Source organism: Pseudomonas moorei, from assembly GCF_042846945.1.
Lineage (GTDB): Bacteria > Pseudomonadota > Gammaproteobacteria > Pseudomonadales > Pseudomonadaceae > Aquipseudomonas > Aquipseudomonas moorei.
Map to the genome: position 1 here is coordinate 5,788,000 of NZ_AP035776.1, position 17,387 is coordinate 5,805,386.

Below are 17,387 nucleotides of genomic sequence, written 5' to 3' on the forward strand. Positions count from 1 at the left end.
AGCAAGCTCGCTCCCACAGGTTGCCGGTCCGGCTTCAGAGGCGTTCAGGCAATTCGATCAGCACTTTCAATCCGCCCCACTCGCTCTCCTGCAGCTGCAATACCCCGCCCCACGCCTCGACGATGTCGCGCACGATCGCCAAACCCAGGCCGTGTCCGTCAGTTTGTTCATCCAGCCGGGTGCCGCGACTGAATACCTGCTCGCGGCGATCTTCGGGGATGCCCGGCCCGTCGTCTTCCACACTCAGTTCAAAGCCTTCGACAGTCTTGAGCACGCTCAGCCGCACTTCGGCATCCGCCCATTTGCAGGCGTTGTCCAGCAGATTGCCGAGCAATTCCAGCACGTCCTCGCGATCCCACGGCAATTGCAGGCCCGCCGCGGCGCGATAGCTCAGCGTCAGGTGGTCACCGTGAATCATGTTCAAGGTCGCCAACAATCCCGGCAGTTCGCCAGCGCAATCAAACAGTGCCCCTGGCAGCGCATCGCCGGCCAGGCGGGCACGATTGAGCTCGCGATTGAGTCGCTGCTGAACCTGCTCCAGTTGTTCCTTGAGGGTCTTGCGCAATGCCGGATGCGCGTCCAGTTGCGCGCTTGAGGCCAGGCTCAACAACACCGCCAGCGGGGTTTTCAAGGCGTGGCCGAGGTTGCCCAGGGCATTGCGTGAACGCTTGAGGCTGTCTTCGGTGTGGGCCAGCAGGTGGTTGATCTGCGCCACCAGCGGCTCCAGTTCCACCGGCACCTGGTCATCGAGTTGCGAACGCTGGCCCTGTTGCAATTGCGCAATCTGCTCACGGGCCGTTTCCAGCGGGCGCAAGGCACGCCGCACGGTGATTCGTTGCAGCAGCAAAATCAGCAGCAGCCCCGCCAGCCCCAGCCCCAGGCCGACCTGCTGCATGCGCAGGAAGCTCTCGCGCACCGGGGTGTAGTCCTGCGCCACGCTGATGGAGATCGACTGGCCCAGGCGGCGATAGTCCGAGCGCAGCACCAGCAACTGCTGCCCTTCGGGGCCCAATTGCAGGTTGCTGTCCAGACCGGGCTGTTCGAGGCGTGGCAGTTCCTGGTCCCACAACGAACGGGAACGCCACTGGCTGTCGGCAAAGTCGATGCGGAAATAGTGCCCGGAAAAGGGTCGCTGATAGGCCGGTGCCAAGTGCCGCTCATCCAGCTGCAAACCTTGCGGGCCACGCACCAGGGCCACCAGCAGGTTTTCGCTGTCGTTGCGCAGGCCGGCTTCGAGGTAGCGCTGCAAACCCATTTCGAAAAGCCACAGGCTGGTCTGCGCCAGCACCAGGCCGACAACCACCATCACGCTGATCAGGCCCAGACTCAAGCGGCGCTGGATCGACCTCACCGGGCTTGCCCACCGAACAGGTAACCCTGGCCGCGACGGGTCTCGATCACGCTGCGCCCGAGTTTGCGCCGCAGGTGATTGACGTGGACTTCCAGCACATTGGAATCGCGTTCGGTCTCGCCGTCGTAGAGGTGTTCGGCGAGGTGGCCTTTGGAAAGGATCTGATCCGGGTGCAGCATGAAATAGCGCAGCAAACGGAATTCGGCGGCGGTCAACTGGATCTGCGTGCCGTCACGGTTCACGCACTGGCGACCTTCATCCAGGTGCAAACCCGCAGCCTTGAGCGTCGGCTGATTGACCTGGCCGTGGGAACGACGCAGCAGCGCCTGGATGCGCAGGTGCAACTCTTCAGGGTGAAAGGGTTTGCTCAGGTAATCGTCGGCACCGGCCTTGAGACCTTCGATGCGCTCGGCCCAGGAGTCGCGGGCGGTGAGGATCAGCACCGGCGTGGGCAAACCTTCGGCACGCCAGTGGGCCAACACTTCAAGCCCCGGCAAACCCGGCAGGCCGAGGTCGAGGACGATCAGGTCGTAAGGCTCGGTGCTGCCCTGACAGACCGCATCGCGACCGTCGGCCAGCCAGTCCACGGCGTAGCCCTGGCGATTGAGGCCGGCCATCAATTCGTCGGCCAGGGGTACGTGGTCTTCCACCAGGAGCAAACGCATCGGTCAATCTTCCTTGTCTTTCAGTAAACGGCCCGTGGCGGCATCGATTTCAAACTCACGAACCACGCCTGCCGCCGTCAGCATTTCGACGTCATAAATGTAGACGTCATGCTTCTCTTCCAGCTCGGCTTCCAGCAGTCTGGCCCCCGGATAACGGTCCAGCGCCTGCTGCAACACTTGCTCGAGCGGCAGGATGATCCCTTGCTGGCGCAAGCGCAGGGCTTCGTCCTGGTCCAGGTCGCGGGCCATGACCACCGAGCAGAAAGCCAGCAACACCAGCGCCAGGCTGCCCGCGCGCCGTGTGAAAAAGGAAAGCAGCGTCATTACGAATCCTGATGATCCTTGAGTCACTGGCCGCCGACCGCGTCTAATTGCAGATCCGGTCGATGTCGAGGCGGTGAGCTTCTCGAAAGGCACAATGGTACCAGCGTCGTGCAACCTCAAGGCTTCGTCCGGCCCCTGGGTGTTGCATACGGGCTCCACTTTAGCGGGCTGAACTTAATTGAAACTGAATGGCCATCATTGGGCTGCAATGGCAAGCAGACACAGATGCAAACCCTGCTCGCGATGACGCTGGCCCAACCAAAATCAATGCAGCTGCACCAGCGCTATCGCGAGCAGGCTCACTCCCACATAATCCACCCGCTTGCCAGACATCGAGACCGGTATGACCGCCATCCACATCAAGTTCCCTTCCCTGACGCTCAAGGCCGGTCCTCGTGCCTTTGCGCGCATCCGCGAAAACGGCCTGAGCGCTATCGATGTCGGCACGCTACCCGGTGCCGCCGGGGGCCCGAAGGCGCTGGGGATCCAGGGGCTGGACCTGGCGTTGTTCGGCCAATGGCTGCCGGCGGCGCCCCGGGAGCGCTCGCTGATCGGTGCATCGGTCGGTTCCTGGCGCTTTGCCAGTGCCTGCCTGCCGGACGCCGCCGAGGGCATCCGCCGCCTCGGCCAGCTCTACACCGAACAGAACTTCGCCAAAGGCGTGACCATGGCACAAATCAGCCAGAGTTCGCGGCGCATGCTCGATGAACTGCTCGACGGCCGCGACGCCACCCTGCTCGACAACGCCCATTACCGCCTGAACATCATGGTGGTCAAAAGCCACGGCCTGCTCGCGGACGACCATCGCGGCCGCCTGGGCCTGGGCCTGTCGTCGGTGATCGCCGACAACCTGCGCGGCCGCGCGCGGTTGTCGCGGCACTTCGAACGTCTGATCATCCACGACCCGCGCCTGGCTCCACCGGTCAACCCGCTGAACGATTTCCCGTCGCGCTTCGTCGCGCTGAATGCCGGCAATCTGCGCCAGGCCTTGCTCGCCTCGGGCTCGATTCCCATGGTCATGGAGGGCGTGCGCGACCTGCCGGGTGCAGGCGCCGGGACCTTCCGCGATGGCGGTCTGCTGGACTACCACCTCGACCTGCCCTACAGCGGCGACGACATCGTGCTCTACCCGCATTTCACCGATCGGGTGATTCCAGGCTGGTTCGACAAGACCCTGCCCTGGCGCCGCGCCTGCCCTGTGCGACTGCGAAATGTGCTGTTGCTGGCGCCGTCCCGGGAATACCTGGCGCGCCTGCCCTACGGCAAACTGCCGGATCGTAATGACTTCAAACGCTTCATGGGCGACGCCCCGAGCCGGCAGAAATACTGGCGTGCGGCGATGGACGAAAGCCGTCGCCTGGGCGACGAATTCCTCGAACTGGCCGCCAACGGTCGCCTCGGCGAGCGCTTGCTGACCCTTTAGTCAGGACAAGCTGTTAAACTCGCCGCCTGCCCCTATCGCCACGGCGATCGCCACCTGAACAGAGCTGAAAACACTGTGGAAATCTTCAAGGAATTTACTTTCGAATCCGCCCACCGCCTGCCCCACGTCCCGGACGGCCACAAGTGCGGTCGCCTGCACGGCCATTCGTTCAAAGTGGCGATTCACCTGAGTGGCGATATTGATCCGCACACCGGCTGGATCCGCGACTTTTCGGAAATCAAGGCGATCTTCAAGCCGCTGTATGAGCGTCTGGACCACAACTACCTGAACGATATTCCTGGCCTGGAAAACCCGACCAGCGAAGTACTGGCCAAATTCATCTGGGCCGAACTCAAGCCATTGCTGCCGGAACTCAGCGCGATTCGTATCCACGAGACCTGCACCAGCGGTTGCATCTATCGCGGCGAGTAAAGCAGAACCCTTGTAGGAGCGAGCCTGCTCGCGATGGACGTCAAGACAACGCGGTTCTCCAGATACACCGCGTTATCGTTTACGTCCATCGCGAGCAGGCTCGCTCCTACAGGGGAAATGCGTTCCGTCAGTGATGCAAAAAACAGCCTTCAACGGCTGTTTTTTATGCCTGCTTTTTGGCTTTCACATGCCAGGAGCTCACGCCCGTGACAGGCGAGATCAATGACGCTGGCAGGAATCGCCCCCGTCGCGCTAACGTAGTGTCATTGTCTATCGAAAAGGACGCTCCTGATGCACATCATCAACGCCCGGCTGCGTCACCAGGAAGGCCTGCATGAATTGCACCTGGAAAACGGCCTGATCAGCCACATCGCCCGGCAAACCGAGGCTCCGACCCTGGGCCCCGACGATCTGGATGCCGGCGGCAACCTGGTGGTACCGCCCTTCGTCGAGCCGCACATCCACCTCGATGCCACCCTGACCGCTGGCGAGCCGCGCTGGAACATGAGCGGTACCTTGTTCGAAGGCATCGAGTGCTGGGGTGAGCGCAAGGCGACGATTACCCAGGAAGACACCAAGACCCGTGCCAAAAAAACCATCCAGGCCCTCGCCGCACACGGCATCCAGCATGTGCGCACCCACGTCGACGTCACCGATCCGCAACTGACCGCGCTGAAGGCCATGCTCGAAGTGCGCGAGGAAAGCCGTGATCTGATCGACCTGCAAATCGTCGCATTCCCCCAGGAGGGCATCGAGTCGTACCGCAACGGTCGGGACCTGATGGAGGAAGCGATCCACATGGGCGCCGACGTGGTCGGCGGCATCCCGCATTTCGAATACACCCGCGATCAAGGCGTGAGTTCGGTGAAGTTCCTCATGGACCTGGCCGAACGCACCGGTTGCCTGGTGGATGTGCATTGCGACGAAACCGACGACCCGCACTCGCGCTTTCTCGAAGTGCTGGCCGAAGAAGCCCGCAGCCGCGACATGGGTTCACGGGTCGCCGCCAGTCACACCACGGCCATGGGCTCCTATGACAACGCCTACTGCGCCAAACTGTTCCGCCTGCTCGGGCATTCCGGGATCAGTTTTGTCTCCTGCCCGACCGAAAGCATTCATCTGCAAGGCCGCTTCGATAACTTCCCGAAACGCCGTGGTGTGACCCGGGTCAACGAACTGCTCGAAGCCGGCATGAACGTGTGTTTCGGCCAGGATTCGATCGTCGATCCCTGGTATCCGCTGGGCAACGGCAACATCCTGCGGGTCCTCGAAGCAGGCCTGCACATCTGCCACATGCTCGGTTACCGCAACCTGCAAAGCGCGCTGGACCTGGTCACCGACAACAGCGCCAGGGCCATGGCTTTGGGTGATCGCTACGGACTGGAACCGGGGCGGCCGGCGAACTTGTTGATATTGTCGGCCGAGAGCGACTACGAGGTGATCCGCAGCCAGGGCCTGCCGCTGTATTCGATTCGCGGCGGCAAGGTACTGATGAAACGGACGATGCCGGTGGTGGAGTTCGGTGATGGCTTGAGCTGAATTCGGGTCGACGCCATCGCCGGCAAGCCGGCTCCTACAAGGCCTTGCATTAAACCTGTGGGAGCCGGCTTGCCGGCGATGGCTGTCTCGGGATCAGTCCATCAACCGAGCCGTACCAAACAGGCTCACCCGACTCAACTCCCCCCGCTCTTGCTCCAGCAGAATCGGCGCCGTCCCACCCGGCATCGTCACCTTCACCTCCCCCGCATCGACCCAACCCACCCGCCAGGCCGCACACGCCACCGCACTGGCACTGGTACCCGAGGAAGCGGTCGGCCCCTCTCCGCGCTCGAACACCCGCGCGGCGATGTGCCCGGGTGACAACCGCATCGCCCATTGCAGATTGATCCCCGCCGGGCAGGGTTTTCCTGCGCCGGTCGGCATGGCGTAGGCGATCTGCGTCAACCCTTCGCCCAGCGCTGGCTCGCGCATTTGCTCATTGCCCGGCAAGGCATCGGCGCTGTCGACCAGGGTCACGCAGTGCGGATTGCCGACTCGCACGAACTGACTGCGCGACCATGCCCCGTTGAGGGCTGCCAATGGCTGCACATGGCTGAGCTCACGACCGTTGCAGGCCACGCTTTCAACCCCCCTGCGCACTGACCGCCTCAGGGCCAAACCCCGGCTTGCCCAGGTCCAGCCAAAACCCTTGCACGCCATCGACCTGCGCCGCTTTCACCGAAATCTCCCCCGGTGAACGCACATCAGCCTTGTCGTGATGAACCCTGAGCACACACGCTTGGTCCTTCGGCCAAAGTCCCTGATCGCTGAGGGCCTGGGAAAAAATCGTCAGGCCATTGCCACTGCGCTCGGCCAGGGTGCCGTCGGTGTTGACGATCAACAGATCGAATGGCTGCGACGACTGGAACGGGCCGACCAGCAAGCCATCGCTGCAATGTTCCTTGCTGCCGGGCGGCTGGGTGCCGGCGGCCCAACGGCAGCAAGCCTCTATGGCCGACAAGGTCCATGTCTGAATGTTTTGTGCGGCCTGACTGGCCTGATCCGGCACGGCGATTCCCCTGCGGCGCAGTTCCTCAGGCGCCACCACCTTGTAGATATTGCCTCGTGCATCGTACATCCGCGCCATGGCGCCCTCCCTGCTGGAAATGATGGGTCTGCCCCAACATATCGCGAAACAGGCTCTGGCTGTGCAAGGATGTCAGCCTGTTTCAGCGCAAACCTTGCGGCTCCCCTGATCGAACCCTCGCAGGTGGATCACTGTCCCTTGGGAACGCGACGTTTTTGTTCAAGGATCGATATGACCAACCTCAAGACTCAATCCCCCTTCGTTCCAGGGCGCCTGGAGCAAATGTCCACGCGCATTGCCTTCTTCATCGCCGGGCTTGGCATCGCCGCGTGGGCGCCACTGGTGCCGTACGCCAAGGTCCGCGCCGGGCTGGATGACGGCACCCTCGGTTTATTGCTGCTGTGCCTGGGGGTGGGCTCGATTCTGGCGATGCCTTTGGCCGGGATGCTCGCCTCGCGTTTTGGTTGTCGCAAAGTCGCGACCGGCGGCACCTTGCTGATCTGCCTGGCGCTGCCGCTGCTGGCAACGGTGTCATCGATTCCGGCGCTGATCGCGGCGTTGTTCATCTTCGGTGCCGGCCTCGGCACGGTGGATTCCACGGTGAACCTGCAAGCGGTGATCGTTGAACGGGCCAGCGGCAAGAACATGATGTCGGGGTTTCATGGCCTGTTCAGCCTCGGCGGGATCGTCGGCGCGGCGGGTGTCAGCGGGCTGCTCGGCCTGGGTATTTCACCGCTGGGCGCGACCCTGGTGGTGGTCGTGATCCTGCTGATCGCCCTGGCCAAAGCCGCGCCGCACCTGCTGCCCTATGGCAGCGACAGCTCGGGACCGGCGTTTGCCATTCCCCACGGCATCGTGCTGTTCATCGGCGTGATGTGTTTCATCGTGTTCCTCGCCGAAGGCGCGGCCCTGGACTGGAGCGCGGTGTTCCTGGCCCAGGAACGCGGGATCGATACCGCCTATGCTGGCTTGGGGTATGCGGCGTTTGCCCTGACCATGACCACTGGACGCCTGACCGGGGACTCAATCGTGCGGCGCCTTGGCGCTACGCGAGTGATGGTGTTCGGCGGGCTGACGGCAGCGGCCGGTCTGTTCATGGCGACATTGGCCCCCAGCTGGGAAGCGGCGCTGGTGGGTTATGCGTTACTCGGGGCCGGCTGCTCGAACATTGTGCCAGTGCTGTACACCGCGGTCGGCAAGCAGACCGTCATGCCGGAAAGCATCGCCGTGCCGGCCATCACCACCCTCGGTTACGCCGGTATTCTTGCGGGGCCTGCGGTCATCGGCTTCATCGCCCATGGCAGCAGTTTGAGCTTTGCCTTCGGCTTGATGGCCGTGCTGCTGGTGGCGGTGGCCATTGGCGGGAAGGTGTTGAAGGTCTGAAAAGCATTGCTGGCAAGCCAGCTACAGTTGATCCCTGTCGTTCACAAACGCTTCCCGCTCACCTGCAGCGGCGCGATGGCAAAGCGCTATATCCGCTTGCCAAGCCCCCGCCAGTCGGGAAAGCTGATTACGGCACAGAGCCAAAGGATTCTGGCAGGAATCCAAAAGCAGCCAACGTCGGGCTGTTGCAAAGTACAGGTGTGCTGTCACCGGCTTTTTCGAAGGAACCCAGAATGTTCACCTCCCTTGCGTTGCGAAACAGAAAACCGCTTGCCCGGCTCGCGCTGGCCATCACCCTGGGCACCCTCGGCCTGCCCTATTGGGCCGGAAATGCCCAGGCCCATGGCGGTCACGCCGAAATGGTGCCGCTGCAGGCGGGCCTTGAGGAATTCGGTGCCACGGTCAAATGGGACGACTATTCCAACCTGTTCACCATTGCCAAGGACGGGGTCTACCTCAAGGTCAAGCCGAACAGCAAAGTGGCCATGCTCAATGGCAAGCCCATGGCGCTGACGGTGCCGGTGGTGTTCAAGGGCAAGACCGCATTCATGTCCAAGGACTTCATCAACCAGGTATTCCAGTCCGGCCTGGACAAGACCTTTGTCGTCGAAACCCGCCCTAACCCGCTCAATCCCCTGAGCGCGGACGAAATCACCGCGGCGGTGGACATCGTCAAGAAGTCCGACCATTACCAACCCGGTTTCCGCTTCACCGAAGTCTCGGTCAAGGAGCCGCCGAAAGATCAGGTGTGGAACTTCGTCTACACCGGGCAGAAGGTCGAGCAGCCGCGCCAGGCCAATATCGTGGTGCTGGACGGCAAGCACGTGATCGAAGCGCTGGTGGATCTGGACAGCAAGTCACTCAAATCCTGGACACCGATTGAAGGCGCCCATGGCATGGTGCTGCTGGACGATTTCACCACGGTGCAAACGGCCGTCGAGACCAGCCCGGAGTACGCAGCGGCACTGGCCAAGCGCGGTATCAACGACGTGAAAAAGGTCGTGGCCACACCGCTGACCGTCGGCTACTTCGACGGCAAGGACGGCCTGGCACAGGACAAGCGCCTGCTGAAAATCGTCAGCTACCTCAATACCGATGACGGCAACTATTGGGCGCATCCGATCGAAGGCCTGGTGGCGATTGTCGATCTGGAGCAGAAGAAACTCATCAAGATCGAAGACGAAGCGCTCATCCCGGTGCCGATGAAGCCGACGCCCTATGACGGGCGCGGACGCAAGGGGACATCGGTCAAGCCGCTGGAGATCATCGAGCCCGAGGGCAAGAACTACACCATCACCGGCAACAGCATTCACTGGCAGAACTGGGACTTCCATGTGCGCCTCGACTCGCGGGTCGGGCCGATCCTGTCCACCGTCACCTATGACGACAAGGGCAAGAAACGCAAAATCATGTACGAGGGCTCGCTGGGCGGCATGATCGTGCCGTATGGCGATCCGGATGTCGGCTGGTACTTCAAGGCCTACCTGGATTCGGGCGACTACGGCATGGGCACCCTGACCTCGCCGATCGCCCGCGGCAAAGACGCCCCGGAAAACGCCGTGCTGCTGGACGCCACCATCGCCGACTACACCGGCGCCCCGACGGCGATCCCGCGCGCCATGGCAGTGTTCGAACGCTACGCCGGCCCCGAGTACAAACACCAGGAAATGGGCCAGCCCAACCTCAGTACCGAACGCCGGGAACTGGTGGTGCGCTGGATCAGCACCGTCGGCAACTATGACTACATCTTCGACTGGGTCTTCCAGCAGAACGGCACCATCGGCATCGACGCCGGCGCCACCGGCATCGAAGCGGTCAAGGGTGTGAAGTCCAGGACCATGCACGAAGACACCGCCAAGGAAGACACCCGTTACGGCACGCTGCTCGATCACAACATCGTCGGCACCACCCACCAGCACATCTACAACTTCCGCCTCGACATGGACGTGGACGGTGAAAGCAACTCGCTGGTGGAGGTGAACCCGGTGATTGCCCCGAACGACCGTGGCGGACCGCGCACCAGCACCATGCAGACCGAAACCAAAGTGGTCAGCACCGAGCAACAGGCGGCGCAGAAATTCGACCCGTCGACCGTTCGCCTGCTGACCAACTTCGGCAAGGAAAACAAGGTCGGCAACCCGATGTCCTATCAGTTGATTCCCTATGCCGGCGGCACGCACCCGGTGGCCAAGGGCGCCAACTTCGGCAAGGACGAATGGCTGTATCACCGCCTGAGCTTCATGGACAAGCAACTGTGGGTGACGCAATACAACCCGGAGGAGAAGTACCCGGAAGGCAAGTACCCGAACCGCTCGGACAAAGACTCGGGCCTGGGGCAGTTCACCCAGGACAACCACTCCATCGAAAACACCGACGACGTCGTGTGGCTGACCACCGGCACCACCCACATCGCCCGCGCCGAAGAGTGGCCGATCATGCCGACCGAATGGGTGCACGTGCTGCTCAAGCCGTGGAACTTCTTCGATGAAACGCCGACGTTGGACCTCAACGCACCGAAGTAACGCCCCCCCCTGTGGGAGCGAGCCTGCTCGCGATGGCGTGTCAGTCGACACCAGTGTTGCTGATACTCCATCGCGAGCGGGCTCGCTCCTACAGGGATCTTTGCCGGGCAGCCGATTTATGCCCGTCAGCCAATCCTGAGCTGGCCCAGGCTCGGGTCGCGTTTGGACGATCTTTTGACGTCTACTCGGGCGGATCGATTCGATCCAGCGCCCGGTTTACCGCCAGCTCGCCCAGCATGATCACTTGCGCGATACCCAGCAGCGTATTGCGACTGGTCCCCTCCGTACGATCCGCCAGATCCAGGGTCATGACATTGGCCGACGCCAACGATTCGCAGGCGTGGGCCAGCAGGGATTCGACATCGAGTTCCGGGTTGACGATGAACATGGTGCAGATTTTGCGCGGGGTGGCGCGGATGTCGGCGGCGGAGGGAATGCGTTCGGGCGGCGCATGGGAAGTGTTTGAATCGATGGTTTCCGAGGGCGTTGCCGGGTCGGTGTCCGGCGGATTCGGTGTCACCTTGAACATAGGCTGATTACTCCTGAAAGGTGCCACTAACCCTTCTCTACTAAAAGAAGGGTGGTGGCTGTACGCAGGTTAGTAGACCGGGGAGATCAGCATTTACCGGCGCGCCGAAGCGCCCTGCGCACAGCCACCATCAAGACCAGGCATGGGACACCTGAGTTTCGGAGCTTTGCACCTTGCTGAAACACCACGGGCTACTAAACCCGATCACTGACCATCAGTGACGCGAATCAAGTTACCGAGCGGCCCCAGGGCGCACAAGCCGGCGGATTCTGGCGTAACCGTAGGCAACGACGCAAGGCGTTGTGGCTTTCGGGAAGTAACCTTGAAAGCCGCTGAGCGACGAGCATCTGTGGCGAGGGAGCTCGCTCCCGCTGGGCTGCGAAGCGGCCCCCCCTAGCAACTGGCAATCATCCCACCAAAAAAAATCCTACAGCTCCGGCGCACCAAGATACGGATATGTCCTACGCCACCCTCGCGGCGAACGGGAAGCACCCGGCGAAGGTGCCGGGCCAATCCCCTGTAGGAGCGAGCTTGCTCGCGATGGAGTATCAGCAACATGGGTGTCGACTGACACACCATCGCGAACAAGTTCGCTCCCACAGGGTTACATCGGTCCACTCATTGGCTGACCACAATCTTCCCCAGCATCTGCGGATGCAGCGCACAAAAATACTCATACTCCCCCGGTGTATTGAACACCCAGGAATAGCTGTCACCGGTATCCAGCGCCCCGGAGCGAAACAGCTTGTGGGTTTCCGCTACCGTGTGCGGAATCTCGTCGTCGTTCACCCACGTCACTTTGGTGCCCACCGCCACGTTCAGATCCTTGGGCCCGAACATGAATTCCTTGATATCGACTTTCACCTCCTGAGCCCACACCGGCATCGACAACAGCAGGCAGACAACAGCCAACAATCGCGCTTTCATTCCCATTTCCTCCGCTAAACCAGTGTCGAATCGATCAGGGCCAAGGGGTGCTCACCCTGCGTCGCACGCACATCGGTGATCCCCAGGTAATTGCGCAATTGATCCGCCGCCACCGTCATCGGTCCCGGAGCCGGCGCCGTGCCCGGTGCCGGTTGTGGATAAGCCGTACCGCGCGCGGTGTGGAAGGTGATGTTGCCCTCGACCTTCTGGATGACTTGATGGATATGCCCGTTCAGCACCGTCACCGAACCGTACTTGCGCAGCATGGCAATCGCCTGGTCGCCATCCTCGGTGCCCCAGCCCCACGGCTGATAGATGGTCCACAACGGAATATGGGTGAACACGACAATCGGGGTGCTGCTGCTCACCGCGCGCAAGTCATCGGCCAGCCAGGCCAGTTGATCGGCGCCAAGGGTCGCTTCATGGCCAGCCTGGAAGTTGAAGACGTTCACCAGCGCAATGAAATGCACGCCGTGGTCGTCGAAGCTGTACCAGCCATTGCCTTTGGTGCCCTTGCCGTAACGCTCCAGATAAAGCTTGCCGCCGCCCTCGTCGAGGGTGTCGTGCTCGCCCGGCACATAGTGCACGGTGGACGGCAGGCCCTTGAGCAATTGTGCGGCGGTGTCGAACTCGGCGGGTTTGGACAGGTGGGTGATATCGCCGGTATGCAGGATCAGCGATGGACGCTTGGGCAGCGCGACGACCTTGTCGATCGCCACTTGCAGGGTCTTCACCGGATCCGGATTGGCCTCCTTGTTGAAACCGATGTGCGAGTCGCTGATCTGCACGAAGTGAAAGGTGCTGGCCAGCGCCTTGGGATCTGAGACGTTCCCCGTATCGTCCAGAGCGAAGGCCCGGGGGATGCCGCCGCTCAAGGCCCAGAGGACCCCGGCCCCGGCCCACGCCGAGCATTTGAGCAGTGTTCGGCGGTCGGGATTCAACGGACCGTCGGTGCGCAGTGGATGTTTTGCTTGAATGTCCATCGGTATTCCCTCGCTGGAGAACTACAGTGATGTAGCTGACACGAGGTAAAACCTTGCAGGACCGGTCTTTATTCCCTGTCGAAAAAATAAATTTTCCCGGGAATAAAAGACCATGCACCGCAGTTATAGGGGTGGGACAGTGCGGGAACCACTATGAAGCGATTTGAGGAACTGTTTGCGCCGCACCTGGATGCCGCTTACAACCTCGCGCGCTGGCTCACGGGCAATGACAGCGCCGCGCACGATGTCGTGCAGGAAAGCGCCCTGCGCGCCTTGCGGTTTGCGCACCGCTTCGTCGACGGCAACGCCAAGGCCTGGTTTCTGACCATCGTGCGCAACGAAAGCTACACCTGGCTCAAGGCCTCGGCCGGACGGCACTGGGTCGCTTTCGACGACGAGCCAGGTGAAAACGAGGCTGCGATGAGCCACAGCCAGACCCCGGAACTGCTGGCCATCCACACCGAAAATGCGGCGCTGATCCAGCAAGCCCTGTGCGCCCTGCCACCGGCGTTTCGTGAGGTGATCATTCTCAAAGAACTCGAAGACCTGGCTTACAAGGACATCGCCCTGGTGGTCGACATTCCCATCGGTACCGTCATGTCGAGGCTGGCCAGGGCTCGCGCCATGCTCAAGCTCGAACTATTGAAGTTGCACGCTCATGAATGAACACGACTGCACGGTTTGCCAGACGCTGATGCATGGCTATCTGGACAAGGAACTCGATCCCGCGACGGCGGCGAATGTGGCCGGGCATCTGGCCGAGTGCGCCGACTGCGCGCGGTTACTGGATCAGGCGCAGCGGTTGAAGGACAGCGTCAGGCACAAGGCGCCGTATTACGCCGCGCCGGCGTCCTTGGTTGCCCGCTTGAAAACCCCTGAGGTGCCAGCGCCCGGGGCTCTGGAGCGCTGGCGCAAATGGTTTGCACCGGCTTTTTCAGCGGCGGCGCTGGCCTTGGCGATGGTGCTGTATGTGGCGACGCCGGGCAGCGAGCAGCCGTTGATGGACGAGGCGGTCTCCAGTCATGTCCGCTCGTTGATGGGCGAGCATCTGAACGATGTGATTTCGTCCGACCGTCACACCGTCAAGCCCTGGTTCACCGGCAAGCTCGACTTCTCGCCACCGGTGTTCGATTACGCGGCGCAAGGCTTTCCCCTGTTGGGCGGGCGCCTGGATTATCTGCAACACCAGACCACGGCGGCGCTGAGTTATGGCCGGGCCAAGCACATCATCAATGTGTTTATCCTGCCCGCGCCGGAAGCCGACAAGCCGCGCCAGAGTCAGACCATCCGTGGCTTCAACGTTGTGTCCTGGCAAGCGAACCACATGCGCTTTGTGCTGGTTTCCGATCTGGAGAAAAGCGAGCTGGAGGCCTTCAGCGAATTGCTCAAGAACGGTGCCTGAAAACACGGATGGATGGCACAAAACCCTGCGAAAAACGCTTCACTCAAGCATGCTGCTTGCGGTACTCCCCCGGCGCGATGCCGAAGCGTGACTTGAACGCTGTGGAGAAGTAGCTCGAATCGGAAAAACCCCACGAGTAGCCCAGCACCGACAACTTTTGCTCCTTGCCCGACTGGCGCAGGGATTCGGCGCACAGGTCCAGGCGACGATTCTTGATGTAGCGCGCCACCACCAGGCCTTTCTTGGCAAACATCCGGTACAGCCCGCGAGTGGACATGCCGACTTCCCGCGCCAGCCATTCCGGGCACAGCTCCTCCGAGCGGATGTGCTGGTCGATAAAACTCAAGGTCTTGCGGAAAGTGCGTTCATGCAGATCCGTGCAGTCGTCGGTCTGGCTGATGGCTGGACGCAGCAGGCTGACAATCGCTTCCAGGGTCGCTTCGCTTTCCTGACGGCCGAGGTTTGGCTGGCGGGTGGCATCAAGCACCAAGCGGTGCGACAGCATGGCGATGGGCGACGTCGCGGCGATGCGGTGACCGCACTTGACCTGGTTGAAGCGCAGGGTCTGCTCGACCAATTGATACGGCAGGATCAGCGACAACTGCCGGGAGTTCTCGCTGTAGGTGAAGTCGCTCGGGCGCGCGGCATCGATCAGTGTGATGTCGCCGGCGGACAGCAGCACCTTGTCGTCGCCCTGGGCCATGCCCGCCGTACCATCGAGCTGGAACACCGCAAAGTATTTGCCGCCCTCGCCCGCCGCGACTTCCTGCGGCGTGCGGTACAGGCGCGCCTGACAGGCATCGACAAAGCTGAGCTTGAGGGCATCGCTGCGGTATTCGCGGATCTGCCCGGCAAACCCGGTGCCCAGGGGTTGTGCGTTGAAAGCGCCACAGATCTGGTTGATCTGATGGATCCATTGATCGAACCCATCCTGGCGCTGTGCAATTGTAGAAATCATGTCAGGCCTCACGCAGGCTTATTTTTATTGTCTACGTCAATCCACACGACATCGGGGTGCTTCGCATCTCCTGAACAACCCTGCTCCCTGCACCATGACGTGTTACTTGAGTCCGCCAAAACGCCGGTAAAAACTTTCCCCCACATCCGGCAACGGGCCGTCGGCCGTTTCCAGTGCAGCGTTCAGCCATTCCTCGGCCTTGGCGTAAATCAAACGGTAAATGTTGCGGCACAACTGCCGCGCCGCACGCCCTTCCCAATCGCCGGGCAACAACTCGTCCGGCAGTTGCGGATCGCGCAACAACAGTTTTCGGTATTCATGAATCAGCAGGATCCGTGCCAGGAAACAGTCCGCCGGCTGCAGGTTTTCCTGCTCGCGAAGCGCTTGCCAGAGCGGCCGGAACAATTGAATGAACTCGCTGTAATGGGTCGCCAGCTCCTCGATGTTCCAGCTCTCGCGCACCTGCAGGCGCAGGGCCTTGGAGGCCAGCACGTCCTGGGCGGTGGTTTCGAAGACGATGGTGTCTTCCTGGGCGCCGAGGTCGATCAGGGTCGCGTTGACATCGGTGCGATCACTGCGCGGGCACGCCAGCACCACCGGTGAAATCGCACCAAAACCTTGCCACTCCAGTTCTTCACGCACCTGTTTGCGCTTGTCCTGGGTCAGTTGCGACAGCATCACCAGGCACCAGGAACCGTCCCAGGCCGGCATGCTGGTGCTGTAGACCCGCTTGAACGCCTTGTCGAAACGCCGGCGACCGGTGCCGGTCAGGCTGTAGTAACTGCGACGCCCGACTTTCTCGGCGGTCAGCCAGCCTTCCTTGGTCAGGCGGAAAATCGAGGTGCGGATCAGCCGTTCGTTGATGCCGATCGGTTCGAGCAACTGAATCAGGCTGCCCAGCCACACCGTCCCGCCATGGGGCTCGATGGCATCGCCGTACAAGGTGATGATCAAGGAACTGGCGCGGATCGGCGTCTGCTCCTGGAAGCGGGTAATCAAGTGGTTCAAAGGTGTCAGGGACGACATGGGCGTACCGAGCGAAAAAAGAAAAGGAATATACCGAATGTCTGCGGGTTAATCGCACCCCCTTGTGGGAGCGAGCCTGCTCGCGATGGTGGGTCAGCCAGCCTGGCGTCGACTGACACACCATCGCGAGCAGGCTCGCTCCTACAAGGGACCGTGTTCACAACGCGTTGCCCTTGGGCCGCAAGCCACTGTCGCTGATGCGCGGGCGATCCGGCTCCGGCTCGGTCAGCGGTTCGCAGACCTGCATCTGTTCCAGGCAACGCTGGGCCAATTGCTGATACTCGCGAGTGCCTGCCTGTTTCCACGCCACTTCCTGATCGCTGAGTGTGCGCTTGACGCTGGCCGGGGCGCCCATCACCAGCGACTGCTCGGGGCATTCGAAACCGGCCTTGACGAACGCTGCCGCCGAGACGAATGAACGCGAGCCGATGCGCGTGTTGTCCATCACCACGGCATTCATGCCCACCAGAGCGTCGGCGCCGATCCGGCAGCCATGCAGCACCGCGCCATGACCGATGTGGCCGTTGCGCTCGACCACCGTGTCGCTGTCGGGAAAGCCGTGCATCACGCAGGTGTCCTGCAGATTGGCGCCTTCCTCCAGGACGATCCGGCCAAAGTCGCCGCGCAGACTCGCCAGCGGCCCGACATAACAATGAGGACCGACGATCACATCACCGATCAGCACGGCGGACGGATGCACATAGGCAGTGGGGTCAACCACCGGAGTCAGGCCATCAAGGCTGTAGCAGGTCATGGCAGGTTCCTTCACAAAGCGATGCAAATAATGGCTCATTTTGTATCACATCGCTTTTACCAGCACAAAGACAAAAAACCGTATCACTTGAACAGGGCAGTGAAAGCGGCCAGGCGCCAGCCGCTAATACCCGCTTAATAGC

16 protein-coding genes and 1 pseudogene are annotated in these 17,387 nt (G+C 61.7%); 7 read left to right on the forward strand and 10 right to left on the reverse strand.

Annotated elements, in window-relative coordinates; translation table 11 throughout:
• Positions 1–34: 34 nt before the first annotated feature.
• From ACGJAX_RS26980 to ACGJAX_RS26990, 3 genes are read right to left on the reverse strand one after another with little or no spacing between them, the layout of a single operon-like run.
• Positions 35–1,351, reverse strand: a complete 1,317-nt coding sequence (locus ACGJAX_RS26980; RefSeq protein ID WP_390956799.1) for an ATP-binding protein — start codon at positions 1,349–1,351, stop codon at positions 35–37.
• A complete protein-coding gene (locus ACGJAX_RS26985; RefSeq protein WP_090323832.1) occupies positions 1,348–2,016 on the reverse strand; it encodes a response regulator transcription factor in 669 nt (222 codons plus the stop codon). The genes ACGJAX_RS26980 and ACGJAX_RS26985 overlap by 4 nt, the downstream gene beginning before the upstream one ends.
• Before the next feature lie 3 nt (positions 2,017–2,019).
• A complete protein-coding gene (locus tag ACGJAX_RS26990; RefSeq protein ID WP_390956800.1) occupies positions 2,020–2,340 on the reverse strand; it encodes a PepSY domain-containing protein in 321 nt (106 codons plus the stop codon).
• Between the two features lie 343 nt (positions 2,341–2,683).
• Here ACGJAX_RS26990 and ACGJAX_RS26995 point away from each other — a divergent pair, with 343 nt between their 5' ends.
• The 3 genes from ACGJAX_RS26995 to codA all read left to right on the forward strand — a co-directional run bounded on the left by ACGJAX_RS26995 (position 2,684) and on the right by codA (position 5,734).
• On the forward strand, positions 2,684–3,763 hold the full coding sequence (locus tag ACGJAX_RS26995) for a patatin-like phospholipase family protein (RefSeq protein WP_390956801.1): 1,080 nt from the start codon (positions 2,684–2,686) through the stop codon (positions 3,761–3,763).
• 75 nt (positions 3,764–3,838) lie between these two features.
• A complete protein-coding gene (queD, locus tag ACGJAX_RS27000) occupies positions 3,839–4,195 on the forward strand; it encodes a 6-carboxytetrahydropterin synthase QueD (RefSeq protein ID WP_047527439.1) in 357 nt (118 codons plus the stop codon).
• 291 nt (positions 4,196–4,486) lie between these two features.
• Entirely contained in the window at positions 4,487–5,734 is a 1,248-nt protein-coding gene (gene codA, locus ACGJAX_RS27005; RefSeq protein ID WP_390956802.1) for a cytosine deaminase, read from the forward strand.
• A gap of 93 nt (positions 5,735–5,827) precedes the next feature.
• Here codA and ACGJAX_RS27010 read toward each other — a convergent pair.
• Positions 5,828–6,821: pseudogene (locus tag ACGJAX_RS27010) on the reverse strand (diaminopimelate epimerase).
• 171 nt (positions 6,822–6,992) lie between these two features.
• Between ACGJAX_RS27010 and ACGJAX_RS27015 the strand changes: the two are divergent.
• Both ACGJAX_RS27015 and tynA read left to right on the forward strand, forming a co-directional pair.
• Positions 6,993–8,144, forward strand: a complete 1,152-nt coding sequence (locus ACGJAX_RS27015) for an MFS transporter (protein ID WP_390956803.1) — start codon at positions 6,993–6,995, stop codon at positions 8,142–8,144.
• Between the two features lie 233 nt (positions 8,145–8,377).
• A complete protein-coding gene (gene tynA / locus ACGJAX_RS27020) occupies positions 8,378–10,666 on the forward strand; it encodes a primary-amine oxidase (protein ID WP_390956804.1) in 2,289 nt (762 codons plus the stop codon).
• A 181-nt stretch (positions 10,667–10,847) separates the two neighbouring features.
• Here the strand turns inward: tynA and ACGJAX_RS27025 are convergent, their stop codons facing one another.
• From ACGJAX_RS27025 to ACGJAX_RS27035, 3 genes are all read right to left on the reverse strand, one after another.
• The gene (locus ACGJAX_RS27025) at positions 10,848–11,195 is read right to left on the reverse strand and encodes a DUF6124 family protein (RefSeq protein ID WP_390956805.1); all 348 of its coding nucleotides are present in this window, start codon (positions 11,193–11,195) and stop codon (positions 10,848–10,850) included.
• 618 nt (positions 11,196–11,813) lie between these two features.
• On the reverse strand, positions 11,814–12,122 hold the full coding sequence (locus ACGJAX_RS27030; protein WP_090323846.1) for a cupredoxin family copper-binding protein: 309 nt from the start codon (positions 12,120–12,122) through the stop codon (positions 11,814–11,816).
• Positions 12,123–12,136: 14 nt separating this feature from the next.
• Positions 12,137–13,105, reverse strand: coding sequence for a metallophosphoesterase (locus tag ACGJAX_RS27035; protein WP_247256056.1), 969 nt, complete (start codon positions 13,103–13,105; stop codon positions 12,137–12,139).
• A 153-nt stretch (positions 13,106–13,258) separates the two neighbouring features.
• On the opposite strand from ACGJAX_RS27035, the gene ACGJAX_RS27040 reads away from it, so the two are divergent.
• Positions 13,259–13,771 carry a sigma-70 family RNA polymerase sigma factor gene (locus tag ACGJAX_RS27040; RefSeq protein ID WP_090323849.1) on the forward strand — a complete coding sequence of 171 codons (513 nt, stop codon included), beginning with the start codon at positions 13,259–13,261 and terminating at the stop codon, positions 13,769–13,771.
• The gene (locus tag ACGJAX_RS27045) at positions 13,764–14,507 is read left to right on the forward strand and encodes a zf-HC2 domain-containing protein (RefSeq protein WP_390956806.1); all 744 of its coding nucleotides are present in this window, start codon (positions 13,764–13,766) and stop codon (positions 14,505–14,507) included. Before ACGJAX_RS27040 ends, ACGJAX_RS27045 begins: the two co-directional genes overlap by 8 nt.
• 43 nt (positions 14,508–14,550) lie before the next feature.
• Here the strand turns inward: ACGJAX_RS27045 and feaR are convergent, their stop codons facing one another.
• The 3 genes from feaR to paaY all read right to left on the reverse strand — a co-directional run bounded on the left by feaR (position 14,551) and on the right by paaY (position 17,245).
• Positions 14,551–15,465 (reverse strand): transcriptional regulator FeaR, encoded by a 915-nt coding sequence (gene feaR, locus ACGJAX_RS27050; RefSeq protein ID WP_390956807.1) that lies wholly within the window; start codon positions 15,463–15,465, stop codon positions 14,551–14,553.
• A 102-nt stretch (positions 15,466–15,567) separates the two neighbouring features.
• Positions 15,568–16,491: a phenylacetic acid degradation operon negative regulatory protein PaaX gene (gene paaX / locus ACGJAX_RS27055; protein WP_090323854.1), complete on the reverse strand. Its 924-nt coding sequence runs from the start codon at positions 16,489–16,491 to the stop codon at positions 15,568–15,570.
• A 157-nt stretch (positions 16,492–16,648) separates the two neighbouring features.
• Complete coding sequence (gene paaY / locus ACGJAX_RS27060) at positions 16,649–17,245, reverse strand: phenylacetic acid degradation protein PaaY (protein ID WP_390956808.1); 597 nt, start codon at positions 17,243–17,245, stop codon at positions 16,649–16,651.
• Positions 17,246–17,387: the final 142 nt, after the last annotated feature.